General features: G+C 74.1%; 11 protein-coding genes. All 11 read left to right on the forward strand.

Features of this window, described 5'->3' with window-relative positions; all coding sequences use genetic code 11:
- The first annotated feature begins 29 nt into the window (after positions 1-29).
- On the forward strand, positions 30-806 hold the full coding sequence (locus LCH29_RS33350; protein WP_446465420.1) for a thioesterase II family protein: 777 nt from the start codon (positions 30-32) through the stop codon (positions 804-806).
- The gene (locus LCH29_RS33355; RefSeq protein ID WP_446465421.1) at positions 803-1,687 is read left to right on the forward strand and encodes a hypothetical protein; all 885 of its coding nucleotides are present in this window, start codon (positions 803-805) and stop codon (positions 1,685-1,687) included. Before LCH29_RS33350 ends, LCH29_RS33355 begins: the two co-directional genes overlap by 4 nt.
- On the forward strand, positions 1,684-2,205 hold the full coding sequence (locus tag LCH29_RS33360) for a hypothetical protein (protein ID WP_446465422.1): 522 nt from the start codon (positions 1,684-1,686) through the stop codon (positions 2,203-2,205). The genes LCH29_RS33355 and LCH29_RS33360 overlap by 4 nt, the downstream gene beginning before the upstream one ends.
- Positions 2,202-3,662, forward strand: coding sequence for an amidophosphoribosyltransferase (gene purF, locus LCH29_RS33365; protein WP_446465423.1), 1,461 nt, complete (start codon positions 2,202-2,204; stop codon positions 3,660-3,662). The genes LCH29_RS33360 and purF overlap by 4 nt, the downstream gene beginning before the upstream one ends.
- Positions 3,659-4,342, forward strand: coding sequence for a methyltransferase domain-containing protein (locus LCH29_RS33370; protein WP_446465424.1), 684 nt, complete (start codon positions 3,659-3,661; stop codon positions 4,340-4,342). Before purF ends, LCH29_RS33370 begins: the two co-directional genes overlap by 4 nt.
- A gap of 2 nt (positions 4,343-4,344) precedes the next feature.
- Positions 4,345-6,114, forward strand: coding sequence for a fatty acyl-AMP ligase (locus tag LCH29_RS33375; protein WP_446465425.1), 1,770 nt, complete (start codon positions 4,345-4,347; stop codon positions 6,112-6,114).
- Positions 6,111-7,739, forward strand: a complete 1,629-nt coding sequence (locus tag LCH29_RS33380; RefSeq protein ID WP_446465426.1) for a beta-ketoacyl synthase N-terminal-like domain-containing protein — start codon at positions 6,111-6,113, stop codon at positions 7,737-7,739. The genes LCH29_RS33375 and LCH29_RS33380 overlap by 4 nt, the downstream gene beginning before the upstream one ends.
- A 15-nt stretch (positions 7,740-7,754) precedes the next feature.
- Entirely contained in the window at positions 7,755-11,750 is a 3,996-nt protein-coding gene (locus tag LCH29_RS33385) for an SDR family NAD(P)-dependent oxidoreductase (RefSeq protein ID WP_446465427.1), read from the forward strand.
- Positions 11,747-14,719, forward strand: coding sequence for a type I polyketide synthase (locus LCH29_RS33390; RefSeq protein ID WP_446465428.1), 2,973 nt, complete (start codon positions 11,747-11,749; stop codon positions 14,717-14,719). The genes LCH29_RS33385 and LCH29_RS33390 overlap by 4 nt, the downstream gene beginning before the upstream one ends.
- Before the next feature lie 79 nt (positions 14,720-14,798).
- Entirely contained in the window at positions 14,799-16,412 is a 1,614-nt protein-coding gene (locus tag LCH29_RS33395; protein ID WP_446465429.1) for an MFS transporter, read from the forward strand.
- Positions 16,413-16,649: 237 nt separating this feature from the next.
- Positions 16,650-17,294 carry a response regulator transcription factor gene (locus tag LCH29_RS33400; RefSeq protein WP_446465430.1) on the forward strand — a complete coding sequence of 215 codons (645 nt, stop codon included), beginning with the start codon at positions 16,650-16,652 and terminating at the stop codon, positions 17,292-17,294.
- The last annotated feature ends 155 nt before the right edge of the window (positions 17,295-17,449 follow it).

Here is a 17,449-nt window from a genome sequence, read left to right on the forward strand (position 1 = left end):
TTCTGGCCACGCAATGAAAGGTCGGTCTCTTGGTCAGGTACGAGCAGTCCTGGCTGTGGACGCCCCAACCCCGGCGCCGGCCCGTGCTGCGGCTGATCTGCTTCCCGCACGCGGGCGGCTCGGCCCGGTTCTTCCGGACGTGGACGGACGACCTGCCGGACTCCGTCGAACTGGCCGCCGTACGGTATCCGGGGCGCGACGAGCGCGACGGCGAGCCCGTGCCCGGACACCTCGAGGAGTTGGCGCAGCCGACCGCGAAAGCGCTGGCCGAGACGGGCGACGTACCGCTGGTGCTCTTCGGGCACGGCATGGGCGCGGCCCTCGCCTTCGAGACGGCCCGGCTCCTGACCGCCGGTCACCTGCCCTCCCCGCGCGCGCTGTTCGTCTCCGGGCAGCCGGCGCCGACGGAGAGCCGGCGCCCGGAACCGCGGCGACGCGACGACGAACCCGCCACGCTGCGCCGCCTCACCGGAGCCGGTGGCATTCCGCCGGACACCGTGTACGCCGACCTCCGGCTCGCCCGGAGCTACCACTACCGGCCGGGGCCACCGCTGGCCTGCCCCGTCACCGCCCTGGTCGGCACACACGACAGCCACGTCAGCGCCCGGCAGGCCGATGCCTGGCGCTCGTGCACGACCGGGCCGTTCACGCTGCGGGCCATGCCGGGTGATCACTTCTACCTCGTCCCGCGCCGTGCGCAACTGATCGCTTTCCTGCTCACCAGCCTCGGCGGCATCAGGGCCGTGTCGCCGGACGCGACGCCCCGGCCCGCCGCCACGCTCTGCTCTAGGAGACCTCGCCCATGACGGCTCCCGCCCCCGATGCCCGCCTGGACCTTCAGGTGTTGCAGGACGTCCACACGGAGGTGCTCACGCGGATCCCGTACAACAGTGCCGCCCAATACCACCTCCACTACGGGACAGGAACGTCCCCCGAGCGGTTCGGGACCGCCTGCGCCTGGCAGACGTTCAGCGCGGGCGAGCTGGTGGCCCTGCGTACCGGTGCGACGGCCGAGTACCGCGTCGGAGGCCGCCACGTCTGCGCGCTGTACGACGACGGCAAGGCCCTGACCCTCCTCGACCCGTATCTGCTGCACCGCGCACCACTGCGGCTCGCGCGCACGGATGCCGTGGACGGCGCCGTACGGGCCGACGCCGACGCCTACCCGCTGCGCCGCCGTCCCGACGGCTCGCCCGCCCCGTCGACCCTCCGTGCCGTCTGGCGGCCGGCCGACGGCCTGCTGCGGCTCCAGTACCTGCGCTACAGTCCGCGCGTCGGCGAGACCGTCACCCACCGGGCGTACACCATGCGTCCCGGGGACACGGTCGACGAACTGCCCGTACCGGCCCCGCTGGTGCGTGAACTGCTGCTGCACCCCGAGCAGAACAACCTGTCCATACGGGCCGTGCATCCCGGCGACGACCATCTCACCGAGGTCGCCCTTCCCTTCTCGGGACGCCCCCGCGGCGCGCTCGCCGACCGGCGGGCGCTCATCGCCCGCGACAACCAGGGCACGGTGAGCACCTGGGGCGAGATCGCCTTCGACCGCGAACTCCAGCGGGTCGCGGATGCCTTGCGCACCACACCCGAGGAGGTCGTGGACCACCTCGTCGAGGCCGCCGCGCTCTACGACGCCGCCGCCCCGGCCTCGATCGTGGTTCCCGAGTACTCCCTGGAGGACGCGTGACCGGCCGCCGCCCCCGCTCCTTCTTCCTGGCCGGACTCATGCAGGGGGCGCGGACCGGGGCCGGTCTCTCGGACCAGAGTTACCGCGGCCGGCTGAGCCGTCTCATCCTCGAGCACGAACCCGGCGCCGTGGTGCATGACCCCGGCCTGCTGATGAAGGAGTGGATCGGTGAGCACGAAGAGGCCATCCGGAAGGGGCACGCCGCGCTTGCGCACACCCCGGAGGTGCGCCGGGCCGCCCTCGATCCCGCGGTCGCCCTGCTGACCGCCACCTTTCACCGGCTCACCGTCCTCGCGGGCGAGAGCGACGTGTGCGTGGCCTGGCTGCCGGACCACGAGCCCAGCATGGGCACCGCCGCCGAGATGCTCAGCGCCCACCGCGCCGGCGCCACGGTCGTCGCCGTCACCCAGATGCGTCAGAACCTCGCGGTGCTGTCCTGCTCCGACGTCATCCTGCCCGACCTCCCCGCCCTCGAGCGCTGGCTCCAGGAGCCCGTGGAAACCGGTGACGCGGTATGAGCGATCCCACCGACAAGCCCCGGGAGGCGTGCGGCGTCGCCGGGATGTGGGGAGCCACGGGGGACGCCGCGCCCCTCGTACGGACCATGCTGGCGGCGCTGCAACACCGTGGCCGGCAGAGCGCGGGCATCGTCGCCTGCCGTGACGGGCGCATGGAGCGCCGGGCCGGCGCGGGCCGGGTCGACGAGGTCTTCGCCACACCGGGGAGCCTGCCGAGCGGCCCCGGCGCCGTGGGCCATGTCCGCTACGCCACCTCCGGCAGCGGCGCCTCGGCGGCCGGCGGTACGCCGTCCGACGCCGAGCTCGCCCAGCCCGTCCTGGCCGGTCCGCCGGACCACCCCGCGCTCGCCGTGGCCCACAACGGCACCCTGGTCGACGCCGAGCGGGTCGCGGCCGCCCGCGGCGTACCGTGGGTGCCGGGCCACTCCGACACCGCGCTCCTCGCCCGGCTGCTGCACACCGCGACGGACGTCGGCGCGGTGTCGCTGCCGACCGCCCTGCACGATGTGCTGCCCACGGTGACCGGGGCATACGCCCTGGTCCTCACCGACGGCTCACGCATGTACGGGGTACGGGATCCGCACGCCTTCCGGCCGCTGTGCCTGGGACGTCTGGGTGACGCCTGGCTGCTCGCCTCCGAGTCGGCCGCGCTGGCCGCCGTCGGCGCCGCGTTCGTCCGGGAGCTGGAGCCGGGCGAGGTGGTGGAGGTCGACCGCGACGGCATCCACAGCAGTTGGCTCGGCGCCCCCGGGGCGCGGCGCGCCACCTGCCTCTTCGAATACGTGTACTTCGCACGCCCCGACTCGGTCCTGGACTCCCGGAGCGTGTACCACACCCGGTACGCGGCCGGGATCGCGCTCGCCGAGCACGCCCCGCCGCCACCCGACGCGGTCGACCCGGCGATCGTCGCCGTTCCCGAGACCGCGCGCGTGGCCGCGGACGGCTACGCCTGGCGGTCCCGGCTGCCGACGGTTCAGGGGCTGTTGCGCCACAGCGGGGCAGGCCGCTCGTTCATCGGCGGCACCGCCGACGACCGCGAGGCCACGGTGAGGGCCAAGCTGTCGGCCGTGCCCGCCGCGGTGGCGGGCCGGTCCGTGCTGCTGGTCGACGACTCCTTGGTCCGCGGCACCACCATGGCCGCGGTCGTCGCCCTCGTGCGTGCCGCCGGCGCCCGGGACATCCACCTGCGCATCGCCTCACCGCCGCACCGCCTGCCCTGCTTCTACGGCATCGATACCGGACGGGGCGACACACTGTTCGCCGCCGGCCGGACCGATGACCGACTCGCCGCCGAACTGGGGTGCGACAGCGCGGAGTTCCTCCCGCTGACCGATCTGATCCGGGCCGTCGGCACCACCGCCGACGAGCTCTGCACCGCCTGTCTCGACGGGCGCTACCCCACCGCCGGTCCGGCCGGCCGCCCCATCGCACTCACCCGGAAGAGAGCCCTGAATTGACGACCACCACGGAGAGAAACCCCCTGGAGAGCCGCGGCGGGAGGCTCTTCGCGCGCTACTACGACGCGATCACCGCGCGCGCGGAGGAGAAGTGGGGGCGACCGCTGCGGACCCTGATGTTCGGCGAGCTGACCGGCGACGTCCTGGAGGTCGGTGCCGGCTCCGGAGCCAACCTCCCCTATTTCGCCAAGGCCGACTCGCTGGTCGCCGTGGAGCCCGCCGGTGAGATGCGCGTGAAGCTGACGCGGAAAGCCGAGGAGGTGCCGCTCGACGTCACGGTCGTGGACGCCCGGGCCGAGCGGCTGCCGCTGCCCGACGACGCCTTCGACACGGTGGTCTGCACGCTCGTGCTCTGCACCGTCGCCGACCTGCCCGCGGCGCTGGACGAGATCCGACGCGTACTCAAACCGGGCGGGCGGCTGGTCTTCTTCGAGCACGTCCGGTCCCCCGGCGCGGTCGGCCTGCTCCAGGACGTGCTGGCCCCGCTGTGGCGCCGGATCGCCGGCGGCTGCAACGCCAACCGGCGCCTGCTCCCGGCGCTGCGCGACGCGGGCTACCGGGTGCGTGTCCACGAGGTCGTCCGACCGTGGCCGCGCTACCCCACGAACACACCGTACCTGCGGGGCACCGCGGAGCCGCTGCCCCGCCCCGCCGTGCGCGCCTGGTCGGAGGACATGTGACGGTGAACACCCCGACCACACAGCCGCTCGGGCTGGCGGCGGCGGTGCGCGATGCCGCGCGGCTGCGTCCCGACGCCACGGCCATGACGTTCCTCGACTACGCGACCGATCGCTCCGGCACCGCGGTCGACGTCACCTATCGTCAGCTCCACACGAAGGCGGCGGCGGTGGCGAGCGCGCTGAGCCGGACGTCGTCCCCCGGCGACCGGGTCGCCATCCTCTGCCCGCACACCGCCGACTACGTCGCCGCCTTCCTCGGTTGCCTGTACACCGGGGTGCTCGCGGTGCCGCTGTACGCACCGGACGCGTCGCGGTCCGACGAGCGGCTGCTGCTCGCGATGGCCGACTGCGCCCCGAGCGCCGTCCTGACGACCACACCCCACGAGCAGCAGGTGCGGCACCTTCTCGGGGGCGCCTCCACGGCGGTCGTCGCCGTGGACACGGCGGACCCGGCGCAGGCCCGTGGCGTGCTGCTGCCCGTGGCGGAGCGTCCTGACGACATCGCGTACCTGCAATACACCTCGGGCTCCACGCGGAACCCGGCGGGCGTCGAGGTCACGCACCTCAACCTCGCCGTCGGGGCCGAGCAACTGCGCGCCGGGCTCGGCATCGGCGAGGACGCCCGGATCGCCGGCTGGCTGCCGTTCTTCCACGACATGGGGCTGCTGCTGATGATCGCCGTGCCGCTGATCACCGGCACCCCGGCGGTCCTGATGGCACCCTTCGCCTTCATCCAGCAGCCGGTTCGCTGGCTGCGCGCGATCAGCGACCACCGGGCCACGCACACCGTATCGCCCAACTTCGGCCTGGACCTGTGCGTCGACCGGATCTCCGGGCAGGCCCGCGAGGGCCTCGACCTGTCGTCACTGCGCGCCCTCGTCAACGGCTCCGAGCCGGTGCGCGCGACCACCCTCGACCGCTTCACGGCGCGGTTCGGCCCGTACGGGTTCCAGGACACGGCCCACTGCCCGAGCTACGGCCTCGCGGAGGCCACCCTCGCCGTCACGCTCGGCGGCCCGGAGGCCCCCCGGACGCTCCGGCTGAGCCGGGCGGAGTTGGCCCGGGACCGGGTGCGGGTGCTGCCGGACGGCGACACCGACGGCTACCGCGTGGTCGCCTGCGGAACCCCCGCCGACCAGGAGGTGCGCATCGTCGACCCGGCCACCGGCGAGCCCCTCCCGCCGGACGCGGCGCGCACCGGCGAGGTGTGGGTGCGCGGCACGAACGTGTGCGCCGGATACTGGCGCCAGCCGGAGCGCACCGCCGAGGTCTTCGGCGCGGCGCTCTCCGGAGCCGCGGGCCCGGAGAGCGGGGCGGACGGCGGCGGATCCTGGCTGCGCACCGGTGACCTGGGGTTCGTGCACGACGGCGAACTGTATTTGACGGGTCGGCTCAAGGACCTGATCGTCGTGGACGGCCGCAACCACCATTCGGCAGATGTGGAACTGACCGTTCAAGGCGCGGACTCGGCGATCCGTCCCGGCCATGTCGCCGCCTTCCCGGCCGGTCTGCTCGGCGAGGACGGCGAGCGGGCCGTCGTCGTGGCCGAACTCGACCGGGGCCGGGCGAGCGCGGATCTCGCGGAGGTCCGCTCCACGATCCGCAGGTCGGTGCTGTCCAGGCACTCGCTGGACGTCGCGGAGGTGGTGCTGATCCGGCGCGGGACCCTGCCGAAGACGACGAGCGGCAAGATCCGCCGGGCCGCCTGCCGCGACCTCTATCTCGCCGGTGCGCTGACCGCCGCGACGACGGCCGGGGAGGGGAGCCGGTGACCGGTTCCCCGGCCTCGGCGGAGGACGTGCGCCACCTGCTCGTCGCGCGCGCCGCCCGTCGCGCCGGCATCCCCGAGGAGCGGGTCGACCCCGACCTGCCGTTCGACGCGTACGGGTTCACCTCGGTCGACGCGGTGACCCTGTCGGGCGAGCTGGAGGAGTTGCTCGACCGGACCCTGGCACCGACCGTGGTGTGGCAGCACCCCACCATCCGGCAGTTGCTCGCCTTTCTGACCGGAGCCCCGGCAGCACCCGCCCCGGTCCGGGCTCCGGCCGCTCGCCCCGGCGGCGAGGGAGACATCGCCATCGTCGGGCTGGGCTGCCGGCTGCCCGGCGGGGTCGGTTCACCGGCCGGGCTGTGGGAGTTGCTCCGCTCCGGCGGCGACGCCGTCGGCACCGTGCCCGCCGAGCGGTGGGACTCCTACCGTCAGGTCTCGCCCGGCCACGCGGCGGCGGTCGAGCGGGCGAACCGGCACGGCGCCTTCCTGGCCGATGTCGAAAGCTTCGATGCCGAGTTCTTCGGCATCTCGCCGGCGGAGGCCGCCGAGATGGACCCACAGCAGCGGATCCTGCTGGAGGTCGCCTGGGAGGCGCTGGAGCACGCGGGGGTGCCGGCCGACGGGCCGGCCACCGGCCACACCGGCGTGTACGTGGGTGCGTGCAGTGACGACCACGGGCGGAGCGCCCTGGACGATCTGCCCTCGATCACGGCACGTACCGGTACCGGATCCGCCATGAGCATCATCGCCAACCGGCTCTCGTACGTGCTCGACCTGCGCGGCCCCAGCCTGACCGTCGACACGGCCTGCTCCTCGTCCCTGGTGGCGCTGCACCTGGCCCGGCAGGCCCTGCTCGCCGGGGAATGCGACACCGCGCTGGTCGGCGGGGTGAATCTGATGCTGTCGCCGGGCGTGACGCTCAACTTCGGGGAGAGCGGCGCCCTTTCGCCCGGCGGCCGGTGCCGGCCCTTCTCGGCCGGGGCCGACGGCTACGTGCGAGGCGAAGGGTGCCTGGTGACCGTGGTGCGCCGGCTCGACGACGCACTGCGCGACGGCGACCGGATCCTCGCCGTCGTCCGTGCGACCGGCATGAACCAGGACGGCCGCTCCAACGGCCTGATGGCGCCGAACCCCGCCGCCCAGGAGGCGCTGATCCGCGAGGTGTGGGACCGCTCCGGCCTCGATCCGGCGGACGCCGGATATCTGGAGGCACACGGCACCGGCACCCCGCTGGGCGACCCGATCGAAGCGGCCGCCCTCGGCGCCGCCCTCGGCAGTCGCCGGTCCGCGGCGTCCCCGTTGCGCATCGGCTCGGTCAAGTCCAACCTCGGCCACCTGGAAGGGGCGGCCGGGCTCGCCGGGCTGGCCAAATGCGCGCTCGCCCTGCACCACGAGCTCATCCCGGCAAGCCTGCACCACACCGCCCCGAACCCCCGCATCGCACTGGACGACCTGGGCCTGGCCGTGGTGGACCGCCCCCGCCCGTGGCCGCGCAGCGGCCGCCCGCGCACCGCCGGTGTGAGTTCCTTCGGATTCGGCGGGACCAACGCCCACGCGGTGCTCGTCGAGGCCCCGGCCCCCGTCCCCGCCGCCCCCGAGACCGTGACCGCGACCGTCACCGAGTGAGAGTGGACCGACAGCATGCCCCAGGGAGAAATGCTCTTCGCGCTCTCCGCCCGCACACCCGCCGCACTGCGCGGCAACGCCGCCCGGCTCGCCCATTGGCTGACCGACGAGGGCGCGGACACTCCGCTCGCCGACGTGGCGCACACCCTCGCGCAGCGCCGGACCCATCTGCCGGAGCGCTTGGTGATCCGGGCGGCGGACCGCGCGACGCTCGCGCTGCGCTTGCGTACGACCGCGGACGGCGGGGAGCCGGGACCGCACAGCGCGCGGGGAAGGGCTCCGCACGCGAACGGCACCGCCCCGGTGTTCGTCTTCTCCGGGCATGGCTCGCAGTGGGACGGCATGGGCGCCCAACTCCTGGCCCAGGAGCCGCTGTTCGCGGCGGTCATCGACCGTCTCGAACCGGTCGTACGAGCGGAGACCGGCCTGTCCCTGCGCGTGCTCGTCACCGAGGACGGGCTGGCGGGTGCCGGCATGGACCGTGTCCAGCCCGCCGTGTACGCCATGCAGGTCGGCCTCGCGGAGGTGTGGCGCGGGCTCGGCATCCATCCGGGCGCCGTGATCGGCCACTCGATGGGCGAGATCGCCGCGGCCGTGGTCGCGGGGGCGCTCGCACCCGAGGACGGGGCGCGGGTCGTCTGCCGCCGGTCCCGGCTGATGGAGGAGCGTCTCGCCGGCACCGGCGCGACGGCGCTGGTGGAGCTGGACGCCGCCGAGGCGTGCCGCCGTCTGGACGGCCGTCCGGGTATCTCGGTCGCCGTGCACTCGTCGCGGCGCGCCTGTGTGGTCGCCGGCCTGCCCGCGGTCGTGGAGGAATTCGTGGCCGAGTGCCGGGACGAGGGGTTGCTCGCCCGGCTGGTGCCCGGGGTACGCATCGGGGCGCACAGCCCACTGGTCGACCCCCTGCTCGAAGACCTGCGCACGGCCCTGTCCGGCATTCCGTGCGGCGATGTGGAACTCCCCTACTACAGCGCCACATCGTACGATCCGAGAGAGCGGCCCGTGCTGGACGCCGCGTACTGGGCCGCGAATCTCCGTCGCCCCGTGCGGCTGCTGGAGGCGGTCCAAGCGGCCGTACAGGACGACCGGCGGGTCTTCCTCGAGGTCTCGCCCCACCCGGTCGTCGCGCACTCGGTCCTGGAGACCGTGACGCAGGCCGACAGCGCGCGCCGGGACCGCTGCACCGTGCTGGGCACCCTCAGCCGCGGCGTCCCCAGCGACACCGCCCTGGCGGACACGCTCGCCGCCCTGCACTGCGCGGGCGTTCCGTTGCCCCGCGAGGCGGTCCCGGCGGGCCGGCACGCCGAACTCCCCACCTACGACTGGCAGCACCAGAGTTTCCCCTCCCCGCGCCGCGCCCCCCTGGACACTCCGGCGCACCCGCTGCTCGGCCGCCGGACCACGCTGCCCGGCATGCCGGTACGCCATGTGTGGCAGAGCGTCGTCGGCCTGGACCGGCTGCCCTGGCTCGGCGACCACCGCGTGCACGGCGACCCGGTGCTGCCGGGCACCGCCCACGCGGAGCTGGCCGTGGCCGCGGCCTGCGAGGTGTTCGGCGCCGGGCCGGACGAGGTGGAGATCACCGAGCTCACCTTCGAGCACGTCCTGTCCGTCGCGGAACCCGCCACCGTCACCACCACCCTGGAGGAGGACGCCGAGGGACCCGGTGGCTCCGTCGTGGTCGTCGCCGGTTCGGGCGGCGCCACCACGACGCTGGCCCGCGCCCGGGCGACCGTCGGCCGGGCCGCCGCGGCGGCTCCCGGCGGCCCGCGGCAGGATCCGCCGGACAGCGGCGTACGGCACGACGTGCGGGACGTCTACACCGCGCTGCGTGCCCTCGGCCAGGAACACGGGCCCGCCTTCACGGGGCTGACGGCCGTGCGCGTGGACGGGAACTCCGCCGTCAGCCGGGTGGACCGCCCGTCGGTGCTGCCGCCGGACGGCCGGTTCCGGTTCCATCCGGCCCTGCTCGACGCCTGTCTGCACGGGCTGGGCGCACTGCTGCCGCCCGGCACGGAGGGCACACATCTGCCGACCGGAGTGGAGCGGCTCCGTGTCACCGGGCAGCCGGGGGGCACGCTCGTCTGCCGGGCCCGGCTGAGCCCCGGCCCGGTCGACGGCGCCCTGTCGGCGGATGTGGAGATCGCCGACGACCGGGGCGTACCGGTCGCGGAACTGACCGGCGTACGGCTCCGCCCGGTCGGCGAGGAAGCGCGCCCGGTCGCTGTCGCGCCCCTGCTGCACCGGATGGACTGGGACGCCGTGCCTCCGCCGAAACCGCGGCGGGGCGACGGGCGGTGGCTGCTCCTCGTGGGCGCCGAACCCGCGACTCCGCGTCGTACCGCGGTCGTCGCCGCGCTGTCGGCCGCCGGTGTCCACACCGTGGCCGTCGGCCCCGACGGCCCCTGGGACACCGGGCGGGCCGTGGACGGTGTCGTCCTCGCGGCGTGGGAGGGGGAGGCCGGGACCGCCGACGCGGCGGAGTCCGCGGAGCTCCGGGTGCGCTCGATGCTGCGGCTGGTCGCCGGGCTGCTGCGCGCTCATGACGAGGCCGGCACCCCACCACCCCCGCTGACGGTCCTCACCCGGCGTGCTCAGCAGGTGCGCGCCGGTGAGCAGCCGGATCCGGCACAGGCCGCGCTGCGCGGAGTCGTCCGTACGCTGCGCCAGGAACGACCCGAACTCCGCGCCCGCTTCGTCGATGTGGACGACCTCGGGTCGCCCCTCCTGGCCGGGGAGCTGCTCGCGGCGGACGGCCCCGACGAGGTGGCGTGGCGGGACGGCGAGCGCTGGGTGGCGCGGCTTGTCCCGGGGCCGCCGACGGCCCCGCGGCGCGACCGGGTGGTGGTACGTCCGGGCGGCGGCTATCTCGTCACCGGCGGTACCCGTGGACTGGGGCTCGCCACCGCGCGCTGGCTCGCGGAGCGGGGCGCCGGGGCCGTGGTGCTGGGCGGACGAGGGCTCGTCGACGACGACTGCGCCGCGGAGTTGGACCGGATCCGGGAGCTGGGCACCAGGGTCGAGCTGGTCGCCGGGGACGTGGCGCAGCCCGGGACGGCCGAGCGGATGACGGCGGCGCTGGCCGAGTCCGGCGCCCGGCTGCGGGGCGTGGTGCACTCGGCAGCCGTGCTGGAGGACGCGCTGGTGACCGAGCCCGACGCCATGAGGCTGCGGCGGGTGTGGGGGCCGAAGGCGGGCGGCGCGTGGCGCTTGCACGAGGCCACCGCGGACGCCGGGCTCGACTGGTGGATCGGCTACTCCTCGCTGGCGTCGCTGGTGGGCTCGCCCGGTCAGGCCGAATACGCCGCGGCGAACGCCTTCCTGGACGCCGTGGTGTCGCTGCGCCGGTCGGCGGGGCTGCCCGCGCTGACGGTCAACTGGGGCCCGTGGGGTGAGATCGGCGCGGTGCGCGGCCGGAGCATCCCGGGAGTGGGCGAGCTCACCGTCCGCGAGGGCTTCGCGGCACTGGAGACCTTGATCGCCCGGGGCGCCGGACAAGGCGGTGTGGCCCGGTTGTCGCCCCGTGACTTCGCCCGTGCCCACCCGCAGAGCCGTGACTCGTCCTTCTTCGCCGCGCTGTGGGGAGAGGCGGACCAGGAGGACGGCGACGGGTGCGGCTTCGACCGGACGGCGCTGGCCGGACTGACCGTCGAGGCACGCCGGGACACCGTACGGGCCAGGACCCTGCTGAGCGTCGGCCGGGTCCTCGGATTCACCGATCCGGACCGGGTCGCGGACGAGCCGCTGGTCCACCTGGGCCTGGACTCGCTGTCCGCGGTGCGCATCAGGAACGCACTGCGCGAGGACTTCGACGTGGAGATCCCGGTGGCCCGGCTGTTGCAGGGAACGAGCGCGCTGGAGCTGGCGGAACAGGTGACGGACATGATGTCCGGCGGTGACGGGCCGCGACCGGTGGCGGCCGACTCGGTACGGGCGGCGACCCGTAGGGCCGCTGCGAGGAGCACGGCCACCCGGCCGTGGCGGCGCGACGTGCGGAGGAGACGTACATGAGCGGCGAACAGCAGGCACATCGCGGCGGCGGCGAACTCGCCGGCCCCGAGGCGGTGGCGGTCGTGGGACTCGCCGGACGGTTTCCCAACGGGCGTACCCCGGCGGAGTTCTGGGCCGGCCTCCGAGCGGGGCGTGACGGCCTGGTCGACCTCACCGACGAGGAGCTGCTGACCGCCGGCGTGCCGAAGTCGGCGCTGGAGCGGCCGGGGTATGTGCGCCGGGCCGCCGTCCTCGACGGGTACCAGGAGTTCGACGCCGAGTTCTTCGGGCTTCCGCCCGGCACGGCGGCCGCGATGGATCCGCAAACGCGGCTGTTCCTGGAGAGCTGCTGGCACGCCCTGGAGGACGCGGGGCACGACCCCGCCCGACGGGAGGGTGCGGTGGGCGTCTTCGCCGCGCCGTCGTTCAGCGGCTACTTCGGCTACAACCTGCTCTCGCACCACGACCGCGGGGAGCTGCTCGGCGCGGGCACGTCGGCGGCGCTGATCCACGCCCTGACGCTGACCGACCCCAACTTCTTCGCCACCCGGGCCGCTCACGCGCTGGACCTGCGCGGACCCGCACTGACCGTGCAGACGGCCTGCTCCGGCTCCCTGGTGGCGGTGCATCTGGCCTGCCAGAGCCTGCTGTGCGGAGAGAGCGACCTGGCGCTGGCCGGCGGCATGACGGTGAAGGTCCCGCACCGGGTGGGCTATCTTCACGAGCCCGGCTCGATGATGTCCGCCGACGGCTACTGCCGCCCGTTCGACGCGGCGGCGAGCGGCACGGTGTTCGGCAGCGGCGGTGGGGTGGTCGTCCTCAAGCGGCTGTCCGACGCACTCGCCGACGGTGACCGGATCCGCGCCGTCATCCGGGGCACCGCCGTCAACAACGACGGTTCGCTGAAGATGGGGTTCACGGCACCCAGTGTCGAGATGCAGGCCGCGGTCGTGGCCGAGGCGCTGGCGGTGGCCGGGGCCCACCCGCATGAGGTGGGCTACGTCGAGGCCCACGGCACCGGCACCGCGCTGGGCGACCCGGTCGAGATGGCCGCCCTCCGGCAGGCCCTGGACCCCGACGGCGACCGGACGGCGCCCTGCCTCATCGGGTCGGTCAAGGGGAACATCGGTCACCTGGAAGCCGCTTCGGGCGTCATCGGGCTGATCAAGACGGTCCTCGCGCTGGAACACCGGAGCCTGCCCGCGACCGCCCACTACCGTGCCCCGAACCCCGAACTCCACCTGGACTCCTCCCCCTTCGCCATCGTCGGCGAGACGCGGGCGTGGACCGGGCCGGGGCCGCTGCTGGCGGGGGTCAGCTCGCTGGGCGTCGGCGGCACCAACGCCCATGTGGTGGTGGCCGAGTCACCGGTCCCCGCCGCCCGGGAAGCGCGGCGGGAGCACGGTTCCCGCGCCGCCACGCCCGTCCTGCTGGTCAGCGCCCACACGCGCGAGGCGCTGCGGGACTCCTGCCGGCACCTGGCCGACGCCCTGAGCCCGGACAGTGACCTCACGGATGTCGCCCACACCCTCGCCGAAGGGCGCAGGGCCTTCCCGTACCGCACCGCGGTCGCCGCGAACACCACGGAGCGGGCCGCGGAACTGCTGCGCGCCGACCGCACACCCGTCCGCCTCCCGCAGGGCCCGCTCGCCCCGGTGCTGCTGCTGCCGGGCCAGGGCGCCCAGTACCCGGGGATGGGCGCGGACCTGTACCGCCGTGGCGGAGTCTTCCGCACCCAACTCGACCGCTGCGCGGAACTGTTCGCGGCGGAGACCGGCCTGGACGTCCGAACCGCTCTGTTCGGCGACGACGCGGCAGCACTGCGCCGGACCGACATCGCCCAGCCCGCGCTCTTCGCCGTCGAGTACGCGCTGGCGCGGAGCCTGGAGGAGTTCGGGGTGCGCCCCACGGCTCTCGGCGGCCACAGCGTCGGGGAGTTGACCGCGGCCTGCCTGGCCCGGGTGATGGGGCTCGGGGACGCGGTACGACTGGTGGCGGCACGGGGCCGGCTCATGCGTTCCGCGCCCGCGGGGGCGATGCTCTCGGTCCGGCTCGCGGAGGAGCGGATAGGCGAGCTCCTGACGGACACCGGGCTGGAGGTGGCCGCTGTCAACGAGCCCGGAGCGTGCGTGGTCGCCGGGCCCACCGGGGAGGTTCGGTCCTTCGCCACGCGGCTGGCGTCGTCCGGCGTCGAGGTGTCCGTCCTCCGCGCGGCGCACGCGTTCCACACGGCGGCCATGGACGAGGCGGCGGAGCGCTTCGGGGAACTGGTCCGCACGGTCCCGCTGTCCGCCCCGGCGGTCCCGCTCGTGTCGAACGTGACGGGTGACTGGATGACGGCCGCGGAGGCCACGGACCCGGAGCGCTGGGCCCGGCAGATGCGCGGCGCCGTGCGGTGGTCGGAGTGTGTGCGGACCCTGCTGGCCGAACCCGGCCGGGTGCTCGTCGAGACGGGGCCCGGGCGCTCTCTGGTATCGGCGGCGCGGCGCAGTACGGGGTGGTCGGACGGCCACCGCGCGGTCAGCGCCATGCGGCACGCCGAGCAGACCTCCCTGGACGACGGAGAGGCGCTGTCGCGGGCGCTCGGGGTGCTGTGGGAGTCCGGCGTCGAGGTCGACTGGTCGGCAATGCGGCACGGGCCGGTACGCCGGGTTCCGCTGCCGGGGTATCCCTTCCGGCGCGTACGGCACTGGACCGACCCGGCGTACGCGGCACCGCGGGCGGAGGCGGGGGAGGCGGAGACGGCGCCGGGCAGCGTCCCGCAGGCGGCGGGCGCGGTGGCCACGCTGACCGGGATCTTGTCGGAGGTCCTGGGCGTGACGCAGGTCCGGCCCGACGACGACTTCTTCGAGCTGGGGGGCGATTCGGTGCTGGCCGGGCAGGTCGCGGCGCGGGCCGCGGCAGCGGGTCTGGAGTTCCGGCCGAAGGACCTCTTCGAGCATCCGACCGTGGCCCGGCTGCTGGCCAGGGTCGTCCGCACCGACAAATAACTTGAACAACGCTGTTCAGATTAGCCCTGGCTTGCCCTAAGCTAACCCTGACAGCATTGTTCAAGTTAAGGAGTCTGCGGTGAACCCGGAGAGTCACACCCACGGCGACGCGGCCGGGGCGGGACACCACGACGCGACGGCCACGCAGCAGAGCCGGCCGGAGGCCACCGGACACGGCCCCCACGGACACGGACACGGGCACGGGCACGGGCACGGGCACGGGCACGGGCACGGGCACGGCCACCACGGCGAGGCGGCGGACGGCCCACCGGACCCGCGCCGCTGGCTGATCCTGGCACTGCTGTGCATGGCGCAGTTCATGCTCATCGTCGACGTGACCGTCGTGAACGTCGCGCTCCCCACGATCGGCGCCGAACTCTCCCTCGGCCCGAGCTCGTTGACGTGGGTGGTCACCGCGTACACGCTGTTCTTCGGCAGCCTGCTGCTGCTCGGCGGGCGGATCGGCGACCTCGTCGGCCGACGGCGGATGTTCCTGGTCGGCCTGGCGCTCTTCACGGCCGCCTCACTCGTCTCCGGACTGGCCGAAAGCGGCGGCGTGCTGATCGGCGCCCGCGCCGTTCAGGGCGTGGCCGCCGCCGTCATGTCGCCGGCGGCCATGGCCCTGGTCATGACCGTGTTCCAGGGCCCCGAGCGCAATCGCGCACTGGGCGTGTGGGCGGCGATCGGCGGCACCGGCGCGGCCTTCGGCGTGCTGATCGGCGGGGTACTGGCGTCCGGGCCCGGCTGGGAATGGATCTTCTTCGTCAACGTGCCGATCGGTCTCGTGGTGCTGCTGGCGGTCCCCGCGCTGCTCAAGGAGCAGACGGTCGCGGTTCACGGCCACGGCCACGGCCACGGCGAGGCACCGTCCGGGGTCGACCTGCCGGGCGCACTGACCATGACGGCGACCCCTGCCCTGCTCATCTACGGGCTGGTGCAGGCCCGCGACCACGGCTTCGGTGACCAGTCCGCCTGGCTCCCGCTGCTGGGCGCGGTGGTCGGTGCCGTGCTCTTCGTGCTGGCGGAGCGATCCGCGGCAACGCCCCTGGTACGCCTGCCCTTCCTCGCACGCCCCTCGATGGTGGGCGGCAGCCTGCTGATGCTCGCCGCGTCGGGCGTACTGATCTCGGCGTTCTTCCTGTGCTCGTTCTACCTCCAGCACGTCCTGCGGTTCAGCGCGCTGCGCACCGGCCTGATGTTCCTGCCGGTCGCCATCGCCACCACCCTGGGCGCCCACCTCGCTTCGCAGGCCGTGGCGCGCCTGGGCTGGCGGGTGACGGCCGCCGCCGGGATGGTGCTCGCCGTGGCCGGGGCGCTGCTGCTGACCGGCCTGGAGCGGGAGGGGAACGCATGGACCCAGGTACTGCCCGGCTTCCTGCTGCTCGCCTTCGGACTGGGCACCGGTTTCGTCTGCGCCATCACCAGCGCCATGCACGGTGTCGAGCACGCCGACGCCGGACTGGGCTCAGGCCTGGTGAACACCTGTCATGAGCTGGGCGCCTCGCTGGGGATCGCGGTGGTCGCCGCCGTCGCCGGCACCAGCCTCGAGGGTGGCACGACGGCGTCGGTCGACGGCTTCGGCGGCGCGTTCCTCGCCTGCGCGGCCATCGCGGCGATGGCCGCCGTGGTCGGCCTGACGCTGTTGCCCAAGGGCAAGCCCGACCCCTCCGCCGGGCCGATCATGGCCCACTGAGCCACCGCGGAGACATGTCCGCGCACCCGCACACGGGAGCCGTGGCCCCGGCGGGCGAGATACCCGCCGGGGCGGTTCACCGCACTCATCAGATTTGCGATCCACAACTAGTGAATAAGGCTTGACGCTCCAACTTCTACCGTCAATAGTAGTCCCGTTGTTTGGGCTGAACATGCCGACCACGGGGGTATCATGACAGTCGAGCGTCAAGACGCGGACGAATACCGTAGACGCATAGTGGTAGTCGATCCCGACCCGGCCTCGCGGGTCTTATTGAGGCGGTTCGCGGAGCCCGGCGCACGGGCCGGATCCGTCGTCTCCACGGCCTCCGCCGCGGACATTCCGCTGGATCAGCTCGCCCAGCCCCTGACCCTGGTGCTGTCCTCGGCCCTGGGAGTACAGGACCTTTCCCTGCTCAGCCCGCTGCTCGCCGAGCCGTCCACCCACGTGGTGCTGGTTCTGCGCTCGCTGATGCAGAACCAGCTCGACACCGCCCAATGGGTACTGGCCGACGTGGTGTTGCGCCTCGAGGACCTCCAGAGCGCGGTGCCCGAGGACGTCCTCACCCCGCTGCGACGCGGCACGGTCTCCGTGTCGCCCGAGGCCCTGCGCCAGGTCATCCGGCTCGCGTGCGCCGCGCCCGAGGGTGAGAACCGACGTCCTCGCCTCACCGAGCGCGAGACGGAAACCCTCTGGGGCGTGGCCCAGGGCATGAGCAACCGGCAGATAGCACGCACCATGGGCATCACCGAACACGGCGTGAAGCGCCACCTCGCGAACCTCATGGGCAAGCTGAACTGCCAGAACCGGACGTCGGCCGTGGCCGTCGCGCTCCGCAGTGGACTGCTGGAGCTCAGCGACGTCGGCACGGACGCCTCCTGAGCGGCCGAGTTCACCGGCCCCTTCCCGGCCGCCACCGGCCCCGGCACCGCGCCCTCCGTGCGCCGTCGCCGAACCGCAGCACCGCCACGGCTTCCCGCACGGCCCACGGGCGATGAGCCGGGCAATACCATCTTCGACAGGGGGACATGCGAGAA

The sequence above is a fragment of the Streptomyces sp. BRA346 genome, from assembly GCF_052851135.1.